The 13,392-nt window shown below is 59.8% G+C and carries 12 protein-coding genes; 9 read left to right on the top strand and 3 right to left on the bottom strand.

Features of this window, described 5'->3' with window-relative positions; all coding sequences use genetic code 11:
* Positions 1-49: 49 nt before the first annotated feature.
* Entirely contained in the window at positions 50-1,627 is a 1,578-nt protein-coding gene (gene purH, locus EI290_RS11525) for a bifunctional phosphoribosylaminoimidazolecarboxamide formyltransferase/IMP cyclohydrolase (protein WP_125430118.1), read from the top strand.
* Positions 1,628-1,797: 170 nt separating this feature from the next.
* Here the strand turns inward: purH and EI290_RS11530 are convergent, their stop codons facing one another.
* Entirely contained in the window at positions 1,798-2,118 is a 321-nt protein-coding gene (locus EI290_RS11530) for a PKD domain-containing protein (protein ID WP_125430121.1), read from the bottom strand.
* 364 nt (positions 2,119-2,482) lie between these two features.
* Here EI290_RS11530 and EI290_RS11535 point away from each other — a divergent pair, with 364 nt between their 5' ends.
* The 7 genes from EI290_RS11535 (at position 2,483) to EI290_RS11565 (ending at position 10,587) form a co-directional block, all read left to right on the top strand.
* Positions 2,483-3,508 (top strand): rod shape-determining protein, encoded by a 1,026-nt coding sequence (locus EI290_RS11535; RefSeq protein WP_125430124.1) that lies wholly within the window; start codon positions 2,483-2,485, stop codon positions 3,506-3,508.
* Between the two features lie 130 nt (positions 3,509-3,638).
* The gene (mreC, locus tag EI290_RS11540) at positions 3,639-4,565 is read left to right on the top strand and encodes a rod shape-determining protein MreC (RefSeq protein ID WP_125430127.1); all 927 of its coding nucleotides are present in this window, start codon (positions 3,639-3,641) and stop codon (positions 4,563-4,565) included.
* Positions 4,562-5,098 carry a hypothetical protein gene (locus tag EI290_RS11545; protein WP_246008933.1) on the top strand — a complete coding sequence of 179 codons (537 nt, stop codon included), beginning with the start codon at positions 4,562-4,564 and terminating at the stop codon, positions 5,096-5,098. The genes mreC and EI290_RS11545 overlap by 4 nt, the downstream gene beginning before the upstream one ends.
* A gap of 307 nt (positions 5,099-5,405) precedes the next feature.
* Positions 5,406-7,244, top strand: a complete 1,839-nt coding sequence (gene mrdA, locus EI290_RS11550; RefSeq protein ID WP_125430130.1) for a penicillin-binding protein 2 — start codon at positions 5,406-5,408, stop codon at positions 7,242-7,244.
* A 41-nt stretch (positions 7,245-7,285) separates the two neighbouring features.
* Entirely contained in the window at positions 7,286-7,669 is a 384-nt protein-coding gene (locus EI290_RS11555) for a four helix bundle protein (RefSeq protein WP_125430133.1), read from the top strand.
* A 21-nt stretch (positions 7,670-7,690) separates the two neighbouring features.
* Positions 7,691-8,989 (top strand): rod shape-determining protein RodA, encoded by a 1,299-nt coding sequence (gene rodA, locus EI290_RS11560; protein WP_125430136.1) that lies wholly within the window; start codon positions 7,691-7,693, stop codon positions 8,987-8,989.
* Positions 8,990-9,207: 218 nt separating this feature from the next.
* Complete coding sequence (locus EI290_RS11565; protein ID WP_125430139.1) at positions 9,208-10,587, top strand: hypothetical protein; 1,380 nt, start codon at positions 9,208-9,210, stop codon at positions 10,585-10,587.
* Here the strand turns inward: EI290_RS11565 and EI290_RS11570 are convergent.
* Together EI290_RS11570 and EI290_RS11575 are read right to left on the bottom strand one after the other, a co-directional pair.
* Positions 10,529-11,596: a hypothetical protein gene (locus tag EI290_RS11570; protein WP_125430142.1), complete on the bottom strand. Its 1,068-nt coding sequence runs from the start codon at positions 11,594-11,596 to the stop codon at positions 10,529-10,531. The genes EI290_RS11565 and EI290_RS11570 overlap by 59 nt on opposite strands.
* A 77-nt stretch (positions 11,597-11,673) precedes the next feature.
* Positions 11,674-12,903, bottom strand: a complete 1,230-nt coding sequence (locus tag EI290_RS11575) for a hypothetical protein (RefSeq protein ID WP_125430145.1) — start codon at positions 12,901-12,903, stop codon at positions 11,674-11,676.
* Positions 12,904-12,937: 34 nt separating this feature from the next.
* On the opposite strand from EI290_RS11575, the gene EI290_RS11580 reads away from it, so the two are divergent.
* A complete protein-coding gene (locus EI290_RS11580) occupies positions 12,938-13,258 on the top strand; it encodes a 2Fe-2S iron-sulfur cluster-binding protein (RefSeq protein WP_125430148.1) in 321 nt (106 codons plus the stop codon).
* Positions 13,259-13,392 lie beyond the last annotated feature (134 nt).

Below are 13,392 nucleotides of genomic sequence, written 5' to 3' on the forward strand. Positions count from 1 at the left end.
CGGTGCCTACCTTCGCGCAGCATTTCACTTCACCCAAGCCGGTACTGCCATGTCACAGCCCATTCGCTCCGCCCTTGTTTCCGTGTACTACAAAGACCGACTGGAACCTTTGATAGCGCTGCTGCAAGAGCATGGCGTAACTATGTACTCCACTGGCGGTACCCAGCAATTTATTGAGGAACAGGGTGCCCCAGTAACGGCCGTGGAAAGCCTCACCGGATTTCCGGCCGTGTTTGGCGGCCGCGTAAAAACCCTGCACCCTAAAGTGTTCGGTGGTATTCTGCACCGCCGCCATGAGGCCGCCGACCTACGGGAAGCCGAGCAGCACCAGATTCCGCCCATCGACCTGGTAATCGTGGATTTATATCCCTTCGAAGAAACTGTGGCCTCGGGCGCCCCCGAGGCGGACGTTATTGAGAAGATTGACATTGGCGGCATTTCCCTGTTACGGGCCGCCGCCAAAAATTTCCGCGACGTGCTGGTAGTCAGCTCCCGCGACCAGTATGCGGCCGTAACCGCGCTGCTCCAGGCCAAAGGCTGTGCCACCGACCTGGAGGACCGCCGCCACTACGCCGCCGCCGCCTTCGAGGCCACCTCCCACTACGACACCCAGATTCATCGCTACTTCGCGGAATCAATTAAAAATGAGGTCGGTACCATCAAGAATTCCACGAATCAGGAAAATACCAACAATCAACAATCAACAATCAACAATCAACCAGCCACCTCCCTGCGCTACGGCGAAAACCCCCACCAGGCCGGCACTTTCTACGGCGACCTGAATGCTCTTTTCGACCAGCTCCACGGCAAGCAGCTCAGCTATAATAACCTGGTAGATGTGGATGCCGCCGTGCTGCTCATGCAGGAGTTTGATGCTGCCGGCCCCGCAGCCTGCGCCATCCTTAAACATACCAACGCCTGTGGGGTAGCCCAGGCCGATACTCTGCAGCAGGCCTACCTCAACGCCTTCAGCTGCGACCCGGTGTCGGCGTTTGGTGGCGTTATCATTGTGAATAAGCCCGTGGATGCAGCCACGGCTGAGGAGCTGAACAAGCTGTTCTTCGAGGTGCTGATTGCCCCGGAGTTTGCCCCCGACGCGCTATTGGTTTTGCAAAGCAAGAAGAACCGCATTCTGCTCCGCCAGAAACCCGTGCAGCTTCCCACCAAGCAAATCAAAACCTTGCTCAACGGCGTAATCGAGCAGGATTTCGACCGGGTGGTAGAAGGCGCGGCTAATTTTCGTACCGTAACCGAATCGGCACCCACGGCGGAGGAAATAGCCGCCCTGGAGTTTGCTCTAAAGGTGTGCAAGCATACCAAAAGCAACACTATTGTGCTGGCTCGGGCCGGACAGCTGCTGGCCTCGGGCGTGGGCCAGACCTCCCGTGTAGATGCCCTGCGCCAGGCCATCGAAAAAGCCCGCAGCTTCGGCTTCGACCTGCAAGGGGCCGTTATGGCCTCCGATGCCTTTTTTCCCTTCCCCGACTGCGTAGAAATTGCGGGCGAGGTAGGTATCCGGGCAGTAGTGCAGCCCGGCGGCTCCATCAAAGACCAGGACAGTATCAACGCCTGTAACCGCCTGGGCATGGCCATGGTACTCACCGGCGTGCGGCACTTTAAGCACTAAGCGGCTATTAGAGTAAGAGTATACCACAAACAAGGCCGGCTATCCATAGCCGGCCTTGTTTGTGGTATACTCTTACTCTGGTGAGTTATAGCAGTTTCGTGAATAGCAGGGCGCAAACGTTAGGCCGTGGCCGCAAGTTGCTGTGTGTACCTATTCACGCCAACGCTGTATTACTGTACAATCGTCACCTGTTTGGTTGTGGTGGCTGAGTTGTCGTCGTTTTTGGCAGTGAGCTTGATAGTGAATGTACCCGCCGCATTGTATTTGTGGTTGGTCTTGATGCCTGTGTCGCTGGCTCCATCTCCCCATTCCCACACGAAGGAAGTGGCCTCCGTGCTACAGCCTGCATTAACCTCAACCGTTTCATTAATTTTTGAGCTGGGTATACCTTTCTCAATGGTGAAGCAAGCCTCGGGTTTTTTGCCGCAACCCGTCAGGGCCAGGCTCAGAAGCAGCGTGCCCGCTGCGGTAGGGAGGAAAAATTGTTTCATGGGAAAAATGAAATTTGGAGAAGTAAAGCTACTGAATTTTGATCCATATAGTTAGCCGGTAAGCACAACAGTAAGCGTATATGCGAAAAATGATACTATAAATAATATACTGAAAATAACCTGTTTGTGTGATTTATGCCGGATGTGTTGGTACTTTTTTGTCATCCTGCCGCTGGGGTGATAAGCGTCGGCACGTCTATGGGCAGGTATAGGAAATATTATATCGGTGCCTTAGCAGCAAGAAAGGAGCTAAGCGGGTTTTAACCCACAGAAACACAAGCTGTAGCTTCGGCGAAACTTGCTTACTTTTGCCCCACTTTTAACGGGCGCATGTTGCCCGTTCTCATCTACTTGCCGTTACTCGATGGGTTTCTTCAATTTTCTGACCAGCGACATCGCCATTGACCTGGGCACGGCCAACACGCTCATCATTCACAACGATAAAATCGTGGTGGACGAGCCGAGCATCATCGCAAAAGACCGCACTACCAATAAAGTAATTGCCGTGGGAAGGCAGGCGCAGCAAATGCACGAAAAAACCCACGACAACATCAAAACCATCCGGCCCCTGAAAGACGGCGTAATTGCCGACTTCCACGCCGCGGAGGAAATGATTAAGGGGCTGATCAAGATGATTGACACCCGCACCCGCCTGTTCCAGCCTTCCCACCGTATGGTTATCTGCATTCCATCGGGTATTACGGAGGTGGAAAAACGGGCCGTACGTGACTCCGCCGAGCACGCCGGGGCCAAAGAGGTCTGGATGATTCAGGAGCCCATGGCCGCCGCCATTGGTATTGGCATTGATGTGGAGCAGCCCGTAGGCTCCATGATTATCGACATCGGAGGGGGCACCACTGAAATTGCAGTAATTGCCCTGTCAGGTATCGTGTGCGACCAGAGCATCAAAACGGCTGGCGACGTGTTTAACCAGGATATTCTGGACTACATGCGCCGTCAGCACAACCTGCTCATTGGGGAGCGAAGCGCGGAGCGTATCAAAATTGAAGTAGGCGCGGCCCTCACCGAGCTGGAGCAAACGCCCCCCGACTTTGAGGTGCGCGGCCGCGACCTGATGACGGGCATTCCGAAGGTTATCAAGGTAACCTCCTCGGAAATTGCCATTGCCCTGGACAAGTCGGTGGCCAAGATTGAGGAAGCTGTACTGAAGGCCCTGGAAATCAGTCCGCCCGAACTGTCGGCCGACATCTACGAAAACGGCATCCACCTGACCGGCGGCGGAGCCCTGCTGCGTGGCCTCGACAAGCGCCTGGCCGCCAAAACCAAGCTGCCCATTCACATTGCCGAAGATCCGCTGCGCGCCGTCGTGCGCGGTACCGGTGCCGCCATTAAAAATATCCCCGCCTTCCGCAGCGTCCTTTTGACTTAAGGTCAAAAGAATTAAGAATTAAAAATTAAGAATTAAAAATTGGCAATTCACTGGGCTTTTCATGCGCGAAAAGCTTGTGTAGCGCCAATGACAATTCTTAATTTTTAATTCTTAATTTTTAATTCACCTCATGAATAACCTGCTCAACTTTCTGTTTCGCTACCGGGGCATTCTGGTGTTTGCGGTGCTGGAGGTGCTGAGCTTGTATCTGCTGGTGCGCAACAGCTCCTACCAGCGGGCGGCGTTTTTCAACTCGGCCAACTCCTACGTGGGGCAGGTGCTGGACTGGCGCACTCAGGTGCAGGATTATTTCCGGCTGGTTGACGTGAACAAAGGCCTGATGCAGGAAAATGCCCGCCTGCGCCAGCAGCTGTACCCGCCCGCCCTCAGCCGCCGCCAGGCTGATACCCTGCCCGTGAGCAAGGACAGCACCACGCAAGCCCGTCTGCGGCTGCTGGGCCGCCCCGATTCGCTGTTGCTGGGCCTGCGCCAACTGGCTGCCCACGACCCCGACTACCCCCTGATTCCGGCCCGGGTGGTGAACAGCACCCTGCGCCGCGTGGATAACTACCTTACCCTGAACGTGGGCTCGGTGGACGGGGTACGCAATGGTATGGGCGTGGTGTCGGCCGAGGGCGTGGTGGGCCGCGTGAAGGTGACGTCGGAGCACTACACCACCATTACCTCGGTGCTGCACTCCAAAACGGCCATATCGGCCCGCATTCAGCGCGACGGCACCATTGGCACCATCCGCTGGCTCGGCGACGACCCCACCCTGGTGCTGCTGGACAATGTGCCCCGCCAAAACAAGCTGCTGCGCGGCGACACGGTGGTAACGTCGGGCTACAACGCGGTATTTCCCGAAGGTGTGCGCATCGGTACTATTGAGTCGTTTGTGAAAGAGCCGGACAAGAACTTCTGGACGGTGCGCGTGCGGCTGGCCGTGGATTTCTCCCGCCTCACCTACGTGTACGTGGTAACCAGCCGCCCCAAGGCCGAGCGGGATACGGTAGAGGCCCGGGCCGGCATTAAAGCAGAAGGAGACGAGCGACCATGAGAGGCGGCGTACTGGAAATAGTCTGGCAGGCAGCCCGTGCCATCATTTACCTGGCACTGTACGTACTGCTCATCAGCGGCACCGATTTTGTGCTGTTTAACCTGGGCTGGTGCTTCATCTACCTGGGTTTCCTGCTGTTTTTGCCCATCAACACCCCCATTGTGGTACAGCTGGTGCTGGGTTTCCTCACCGGCATCACCCTGGATATGTTTTTTGATACCGGGGGCGTATACGCCGGCTCGGCCGTGCTGCTAATGTACCTGCGGCCCTGGGTGCTGCGCCTGCTCACCCCGCGCGACGGGTACGATGCCCAGGATTCCGTGAACATCCATCAGATGGGCTGGCAATGGATGGTGGTATACCTCACAATTCTGGTTGGTATTCACCACGTGGCATTTTTTCTGCTGGAGTTAGGTTCCTTCCAGGTGTTCGGTACTACGCTGGCCAAAATGGTGGTCAGTACCCTCTACACCGGCCTGACGCTGCTCATCATCCAGCTGATTTTCTTCCCCACACGGCGGCGGAGCAGATGATGAAGGAATAGGAGGGATGAAGTGCCCCGGTACGTCATGCCGATGAGAGGAGGAAGCTCGCGTGCTGAAGTTGCACCCCTGCGGGGGAGGCCTTCAATCAGTCAGAGGAAGACATGCTTCGACTCCACCTCCGGCTACGTTCTGCAGAACAGTCACTACTGCAACCTCAGCACGCGAAATTCCCCGCGGGGCTCGGAATGACGTGCTATATCACCTCATTTCTTCGTTACCTCATCACCATTTCCCGGAGTATCTTTGTGCTTCCGAAAACTGCTTCGGAACTCATTTTCTTTCAGACTTTTCTGCTTTGCAATACCTCGAAGGCCGCAAGTACGTAGTTCAGGCAATTTTCCTGACCGTGGCGCTGGTGTTTGCGGCCCGCCTCTTCTACATTCAGGTGCTGGACGGTAGCTATAAGCTGGCCGCCGACCGCAACACGCTCCAGCGCATTGTGCAGACGCCCTACCGGGGCCTCATCTACGACCGGAAGGGCCAGATTCTGGTGCAGAATACGCCGGTGTACGACCTGATGGTGGTGCCCCGGGAGGTGAAGCAGCTGGACACGGCCCGGTTTTGCCAGCTGCTGCAACTGCCCGTGGAGGAGGTGCGCGAGGGGTTGAAGGCCGCCAAAGCATTCAGCCGCGTGAAAGCCTCCCCGCTGGTGCAAAACCTGAGCACGCCCGAGCTGGCCGCCATTCAGGACAACCTCATCGACTTTCCGGGCTTCAGCGTGAAGGCCCGCATGGCCCGCTCCTACAATACCCACACGATGGCCCACGCCCTGGGTTACGTGGGCGCCATTACGCCGGCCTTCCTCGAGAAGCCCCGCTACGCCAAGTATCAGCCCGGCGAGTTTCTGGGCATTACGGGGCTGGAATCCTACTACGAAGACCAGCTGATGGGCCGGCGCGGGGTGCAGTACCGCATGGTGAACGTGCGCGGCATCGAGAAGGGCGCATTCCGGGGCGGGGAGTTCGATACGCTGTCGGTGGCCGGGCAGGACCTGCACCTCAGCCTCGACTCGGAGCTGCAGGAGTACGCCGAGAAGCTGATGGCCGGCAAGCGGGGCTCGGTAGTAGCTCTGGACCCCAAAACCGGCGAAATTCTGGTGTTCGTATCGGCCCCGATGTTCGATCCGGCTACGCTTTCGGGCAAGGGCATGGGCAACCGCTACATGGAGCTGCTCAATAACCCCGAGCGGCCTCTGTTCAACCGCCCCCTCATGGCCACCTACCCGCCCGGCTCCACCTTCAAGCTGGTGAACGAGCTGGTGGCCCTGCAAATGGGCGTGGTGACGCCCCAAACCGGTTTTCCGTGCAACTGGAAGCTGGTGCGCTGCACCCACCGCCACGAGTACCCCAGCAATGTGGGCATTGCTATCAAGCAGAGCTGCAACCCCTACTTCTACCAGGTGATGCGCACGGCCGTGATGCGGGGCCGCTCCACCAACCGCTTCGAGGATGCCCGCCTGGGCCTGGCGGAGTGGCGGCGGCAGGTGATGCAGTTTGGGCTGGGGGAGAAGCTGGGCGTAGATATGTCGCAGGAGAAGAAGGGCCTGATTCCGTCGTCGGACTTCTACGACAAGCGCAACGGCTACCACCGCTGGAATTTCCGCACGGTATACTCGCTCAGTATCGGGCAGGGCGAAATCGGTATTACCGGCCTGCAAATGGCCAACATCATGGCCACCATTGCCAACCGGGGCTGGTACTATACGCCCCACTTCGTGAAAGGCATTGGCCAGGGTGGGCCCTTGCCTCAGTTTCAGGTAAAGCACACGGTGGGCGTCGACCCCATTCACTTCGAGGAAATTATTCCCGGGATGCAAAGCGTGGTAGATGGGCGTGGCGGTACCGGCAACAATGCCAGCCTACTCGACGTGGGCATTTCGGTGGCCGGCAAAACCGGTACTGTGCAAAATCCCCACGGCGACGACCACGCCACCTTTGCCGCCTTTGCTCCGGCCGAAGACCCCAAAATTGCCATTGTGGTATTCATAGAAAACGCCGGTTTCGGCGGTAGCTCGGCGGCCCCGCTGGCGTCGCTTATCATGGAGAAATACCTGCGCGGCAAAGTGGCCCCCTGGCGGCACCGCTGGGAGGAATGGCTGCCCGGCCCCGCCGAACGATTTGTGAAACACCATTGAGTTTTTTAATTAAAAATTGAGAATTAAAAATTAAAAATGACATGAAGGAGGATAATACGATATTGGTCAAAAGTTATGCATTCGCCGTGCGCATTGTACGGCTGTATAAACATCTGCGGCGGGCTGGAGAAGTGCCACCGCTGGCTGCGCAGGTGTTGCGCAGTGGCACATCGGTGGGCGCTAATGTAGAGGAAGCCGTTGGCGGATTTTCTAAGCGTGACTTTGTGGCTAAGTGTGGAATTGCCTATAAAGAAGCACGCGAAACGCATTACTGGTTGCGTCTGCTGCGTGACACGGATTGTGTCGAGCCGCGTCTGGCTGAGTCATTACTGAATGAAGCCGAAGAGTTGAAAAAGATACTGGCAGCTATTATTCTTTCCTCACGGCAAGCCAATGGTCCCATTTCAGTCGAGAATAATTTTTAATTTTTAATTCTCAATTTTTAATTGAACTCCTCTCCCGCCCGCTATTCCCGTAGCATCGACTGGATTACGGTGCTGATTTACCTGCTCATGGTGGGGGTGGGCTGGCTGAACGTGTACGCGGCCAGCTACTCGCCCGATGCCCCGGCCAACCCACTTAGCAGCCTGAGCTTTTCGGAGCTGATGGCCTTCAACTGGTTTAAGCAGATTGTCTGGATTGGAGCCGCCGTGGTGCTGATTGTGGTGTTGCTGGTGATTGAGTCCAAGGCCTACGACACCTTTGCCTTCGTGCTCTACGGCGGCATGATTCTGCTGCTCATCGTCACGCCGTTCATTGCCCGGCCCATTGCCGGGTCCCGCTCGTGGCTGGAGCTGGGACCCATGCGCCTGCAACCCGCCGAATTTGCCAAATTCGTAACGGCTCTGGCCGTGTCGCGCTACATGGCCGGCATCAACCTGCGCCAGCAGAATTTCCGCGACCAGCTGGTGCTGGCCGGCCTTACGCTGCTGCCCCCACTGCTCATTATTGCCGCCAACGAAACCGGCCAGGCCCTGGTGTTCGGGGCGTTTCTGCTGGCCTATTTCCGGGAGGGTATGTCGCCCCTGATTCTGCTGATTCTGGCCGCGGCGGGCGTCATTCTTATCCTGGCGCTGCTGGTGCCCAAGCTCTGGCTGGTGGGGGCGTTTACGTTGATTTTGGGGGGCGCCTTTGCCTTCAACTCCAAGCTTTGGCGCCACCATCTGCCCCTGTCCCTGAGCGTGTGGGCCGTGGTGATTGGGATGGTGTTCGGGGTGGATTTTTTCTTCAACAACGTGCTGCAACCTCACCAGCGCAAGCGCATCGAGGTGCTCATCAACCCCTCCGCCGATCCGCTGGGCGTGGGCTGGAACGTAACGCAGAGCAAAATTGCCATTGGCTCGGGCGGCCTGACTGGCAAAGGCTTTCTGCAGGGCACCCAAACCAAGTTCGATTTCGTACCCGAGCAGAGTACCGACTTTATTTTCTGTACGGTGGGTGAGGAGTGGGGCTGGCTCGGTACGCTGGTGACTATTGTGCTGTTCATGACGCTGCTGGGCCGCATTGTGTACGTGGCAGAGCGCCAGAAGTCGGTGTTCGGGCGCACCTACGGCTACTGCGTGGCCAGTATCATTTTCTTCCACTTCTGCGTGAACATCGGCATGACCATTGGTCTGGCGCCGGTGGTGGGCATTCCGCTGCCCTTCTTCAGCTACGGCGGGTCCTCACTCTGGTCGTTTACTACCCTGCTGTTCATCCTGCTGGCTATTGACGCCTACCGCAAGCAGGATTTGGAGCGGTATTAGGCGGTGAAATGATGAGTGGCCAGGCTGTCATTGCGGGGCGGAGCCAAAGCAATCCGTCCTATTCTGAGCAGCAGTTTTCGGTCTGTTCCAAAGCTCCCGGCGCCAGAATCCAGGTAGTAGCGGCAACAGCAGGAAAGACAGCGTGACGCCGCTTCATACACGAACTATCCGGTGTCTTCGCAAGGACGCTTTACTTTGCTCAGTCACTCATTCACCGCATGACAGATTCCCGCCCCCTGCTATCCTCGCAAACAACGCGCATTCCGCGTTGGGTGTGGGCCGGGCTGGTGGTAATGCACCTGCTGGCCCTGGGGTGGCAGCTGCACGCGCGGCAGCCCCTGTTTCCCGATTCCGACCGGTACGTGCAGGCTGCCCGCAACCTGCGCGACGCAGGCACGCTGTACGCCCTGCCGCTGACGGAGCAACCGTTGCAGGCGCAGGAGTACAGCATCCGCCCGCCCGGCTACCCGGTGTTTCTGCTGCTGACGGGCGGAGCAGGCCCGGCCATACCCTGGGCAGCGCTGCTGCTGCAAAACGCGCTCAGCCTGCTGAATCTGGCCCTGGTGCTACAGTGGCTAATGCGGTGCACCGGCGGGTTGCGGCGGAAGCAGTGGGCGGTGCTGCTGCTGCTGGCCGCTGCCGGAACCGGCCAGTTTATATATGCCAACGTGCTGATGAGCGAAATACTGCTTCAGACGCTGGTAGTGGTGCTATGGCGCTGTCTGGACCGGTTTTGGAACACGGGGTACCCAGCCGGCGCGCTGGCGGGGGCAGCCGGGGCCACAACGGTGGCCTTATTGGTGAAGCCGGTTTTTTACCCGTTTGCGGGTGTGCTGCTGCTGCTGGGAATAGTGGTAGGGTGGCGGCAGCACCGGCCGTGGCTGGTGCTGGCAACGGCCGTGCCCCTGCTGGTGGCCCTGCTCTGGATGGGGCGGAACGAGGCGCGTACGGGGTACTTCCATTTTTCCAGTATTGCCGAAATCAACCTGCTGCGCTACAACGCGCGCGGCGTGCTACAGGCGGCGGCCGGCCCGCAGCAGGCCGAAAAATTCGTGCGCGCCTCCCTGACAGCTGCCAGCCGGCAACCGGGCTTTGCGGCGCAGCAGGAATACATCCGTCGGCAGAGTATGCGGGCGTTGCTGGCCCACCCTGTCACCTGTTTGGGGCAGCAGGCCCGCGGGATGCTCACGTTTTTCCTGGACCCCGGCCGCTTTGATCTGGTGCATTTTCTGCGGCTGCCGCAAACGGCCAGCTCGGGGCTGTTGCAACTGCTCAACCAGCGGAGCTACCGGGCCGCCGCGCAGTATCTGGGGCAGTTGCCCTGGGGCGTGCTGAGTGCGCTGGGGCTGCTGCTGCTGGCTAATGTGGTGCGGCTGGGGCTGCTGCTGCGGTTTGGCGGCAGCCGTACCTACTCCTGGCCGGCCCGCCTGCTGCTGCTGGGGGTGATATTGTACGTGGCCGCCCTCACGGGGCCGTTGGGGGCAGCCCGGTTTGCCGTGCCCGTGCTGCCCTTGCTACTGGCCGGTGCCGGGGCAGGCCTTACTGTTGGGCAGCCGGAGCCTGCGGCGCAGCTCCGGAGCCGGCCGTCAGCCAGCTAAAGAGGGGGTCGTAGGCAAGAATGCGGGCGGCGGCAACGGCAAAAACCGGGGCGGCCAGGTAGCCCATGCGGCCCAGGTCGCCGGAAAGTAGCATGTGAATCAGGACCACGACCAGCAGTCCGGCCCCCTGCCAGCCCACCTGCGGCAGCCACTCCCGCCGCACGGCGGCGTTGCGCAAACCCAGCAGCAGCAGCAAACTGAAAAACCCGAAGATGCTGAAGATTTCGCCGGCCCCCTTCACCGAAAACAGCCGCCGGAGCGAGTAGGTGAGGTTTTCCAGGTGGGCCAGCGCGTTGTGCAGACTTTCCGTGGGTGGGGCGCCCAGCTGCGCGTCTATCCAGGCCCGGATGGCCAGGGCCGCCGCGCCGCCGGCCACCAGCCACCCCAGCTGTGCCGGCCAGCCCAGCGCCCGGCGGCCGTAAAGTAGCAGCCAGGGCACCAGAAACACCGCCGCTTCTTTCGCCTGCGGGGCCAGCAGGTACACGGCAACCAGGGCCGCGGCCGAGTGGCTCCGCACGCCGTACAACGCCAGCGCAAAAACCAGCAGATACAGACTGTCGACCAGCGGCAGGCCCGCCGTGTACACCGCCCAGCGGCTGCACAGCACCGCCACTACCGCCAGCGCCGCCGCCGCCGGATGGGCACCGGACAGCAGGCAAGTGCGAAACAGCAGCAGCCCCACGCCCGCCATCAGCAGAGAGTTAACGACGTAAAACGCCAGCCGCAGGGGCCATTCACTGGCGGCCCGCTGGGGCCAGATGCGGGCGTACACCCGCTCCAGGGGCCACGCCACGGCCGCCGCGGTGGCCGGTACCAGCACCCGATAGCGCCGCGTAATGTTCACGCCCGCATACTGGCCCCGGGCCAGGCTCAGGTAGCTGCGCGTGTCAAGGGAGTGAGAGAAATCATAATGCACGTACATAGTGTACGCCGGACCGGCCACCAGCCCCAGGGCCAGCACATACACCAGCAGCCACCGGGGCCAGCGCATCAGAAAAGCAGAAGGCATAAAGCGCAACTTAACCCCGAAAAACTACGCGGCCGACTGAGGCAAATCAGTCGGCCGGAAAAAGGAAGGCGGCCAGCTTAGCCGTTAAATTTTCGGTCGATGAGCTTGATGAGCTTGTTGATGTGCTCATCCTTGCGCACCCACTGGTATTTGGTCGACAGGTCTTCGGTAATGTAGCGTTTGGCCAACTCGGCGCTGGGCAGGGTATCCAGGTGTTGAATGGCGGCGTGGTATTCCATGTTTTCGCCGTTAAACAGCTCGTTGATGAAGCCGAACCGCTGGTTGATGGAAATGGCCTCCCGCAACGATTCTACCTTCGGGGCCTTATCAGCCAGGGTACCGGCGCGGTCCTGGCGCAGGGTTTCGCTCAGGCTCGGGGCAGCGGGCTGCTCAGCCTTCAGCTTTTCGTATAGCGGTACGCTGACTGGGGCAGAGGCGGTGGGCTGCACTGGTGCCACGGGCGTTTCGGGGGCTGGAGCAGGAGCGGCAGCAGCAACTGCTGGTTCGGCTGGTTGCGGCAAGGGCTCCGGTGCAGCGGGAGCAGCAGTAGGCACAGTAACAGCCGGTGTAGCCGGTGCAACTGGTGCCGTCACCGGTGCTTCGGGTGCCGGGGCAGGCGCGGGGGCCGGTTTGGGGGCGGCTGCAGCCGGGGCAGCTTCGGCTGCTGCCGGCTCCTCTGTTTCGTGCAGCTCCTGTTCCGTCAGGGGCAGCAGCACGTTGAACTGCTCCACCATAGCCAGCACGGGCTGCACCTGCTCCGGGCAGCTTTCCTGGTGCAGGCGGAAACGGCTCACCAAGTAGTCCCGGTCCTGCTCCTGCCCGGCCGGCAGGCCATTCAGGAATTCTTCGAACAGGCTTTTGTTGGTATCGAGGTAGCGCAGGCCTTCCCGCAGCTTTTCCGGGGCGTAGCTGGCTGGCTCTCCCAACAGCTTGCGGGCAAACGTTTCGGTGGGGTCCAGGCAGCCCGTCAGCGTGTCGGTAATGGCGTCGGCCAGCAGGGGCTCAAAGGCCGGCCGGCTGATTTTGATGCGCCGCGACAATACGTTCATAAACTGCGTGAGAGCCAAACGCACATCGGCATCCTCAAAATCGAAGTAGGGGCTGCGCAGCTGGGCCATTTCGGCAGTCCATTTGTTCAGCAGCTGCTGCACCACAAACAGGTTCACCTGCCGGATGGGCGTAAACCGCAGCACGGCCGGCCCGTCGAGGGTGGCAGTGGGGCGGGCCCCGAAGTATTGGTCGCAGAGCAGCGCGGCCAGCAGCCGGCCGTATTGTTCACGCTTGGCGTGGCTATATTGGGTCTTCATTGAAAGCCTGTTTCTGGCGGGCAAGTTAGGGAAAATGCCCACGCTCCTGATTGAAAATCTGCCTTCCGGGGCCATTTCCGTGCCAGCTGGTGCCACGCTGCTGGCCGCCATACAGGCGGCGGGCCACGACTGGCTGCACGCCTGCGGGGCGCGGGGCCGCTGCACTACCTGTCGGGTGCAGGTGCTGGCCGGGCCCGACCTCCTAACGCCCCTTACCCCCGCCGAGTTGCGCTACCGCCAGGCTGGCCGCCTGCTGCCCGATGAGCGCCTCACCTGCCAGGCCCGCCTGCCCGAAGGCACCGTAACGGCTCACGTACCCCGCGCTACCCAGCTGCCGCACGTAGTGTACCGGTAGTGTTGCCTGCCAGGCCCGGGCGTCCTCCGTGGAGGTGATGGCTCCCGAAAGTTGAGCGCCCCTGCGCCAGTAGCCGGCTCAGTATCAGAAGGCTGAAAGAATAGCGGCAGCATGATACCCACGGTAGGGTTGGA

It is taken from the genome of Hymenobacter metallilatus, from assembly GCF_003944705.1.
GTDB lineage: Bacteria > Bacteroidota > Bacteroidia > Cytophagales > Hymenobacteraceae > Hymenobacter > Hymenobacter metallilatus.

Coding starts and splice junctions, on each gene's coding strand:
- purH (WP_125430118.1), top strand. CDS start 50: ATGTCACAGCCCATTCGCTCCGCCCTTGTTTCCGTGTACTACAAAGAC.
- EI290_RS11530 (WP_125430121.1), bottom strand. CDS start 2,118: ATGAAACAATTTTTCCTCCCTACCGCAGCGGGCACGCTGCTTCTGAGC.
- EI290_RS11535 (WP_125430124.1), top strand. CDS start 2,483: ATGGGTTTCTTCAATTTTCTGACCAGCGACATCGCCATTGACCTGGGC.
- mreC (WP_125430127.1), top strand. CDS start 3,639: ATGAATAACCTGCTCAACTTTCTGTTTCGCTACCGGGGCATTCTGGTG.
- EI290_RS11545 (WP_246008933.1), top strand. CDS start 4,562: ATGAGAGGCGGCGTACTGGAAATAGTCTGGCAGGCAGCCCGTGCCATC.
- EI290_RS11555 (WP_125430133.1), top strand. CDS start 7,286: ATGAAGGAGGATAATACGATATTGGTCAAAAGTTATGCATTCGCCGTG.
- EI290_RS11565 (WP_125430139.1), top strand. CDS start 9,208: ATGACAGATTCCCGCCCCCTGCTATCCTCGCAAACAACGCGCATTCCG.
- EI290_RS11570 (WP_125430142.1), bottom strand. CDS start 11,596: ATGCCTTCTGCTTTTCTGATGCGCTGGCCCCGGTGGCTGCTGGTGTAT.
- EI290_RS11575 (WP_125430145.1), bottom strand. CDS start 12,903: ATGAAGACCCAATATAGCCACGCCAAGCGTGAACAATACGGCCGGCTG.
- EI290_RS11580 (WP_125430148.1), top strand. CDS start 12,938: ATGCCCACGCTCCTGATTGAAAATCTGCCTTCCGGGGCCATTTCCGTG.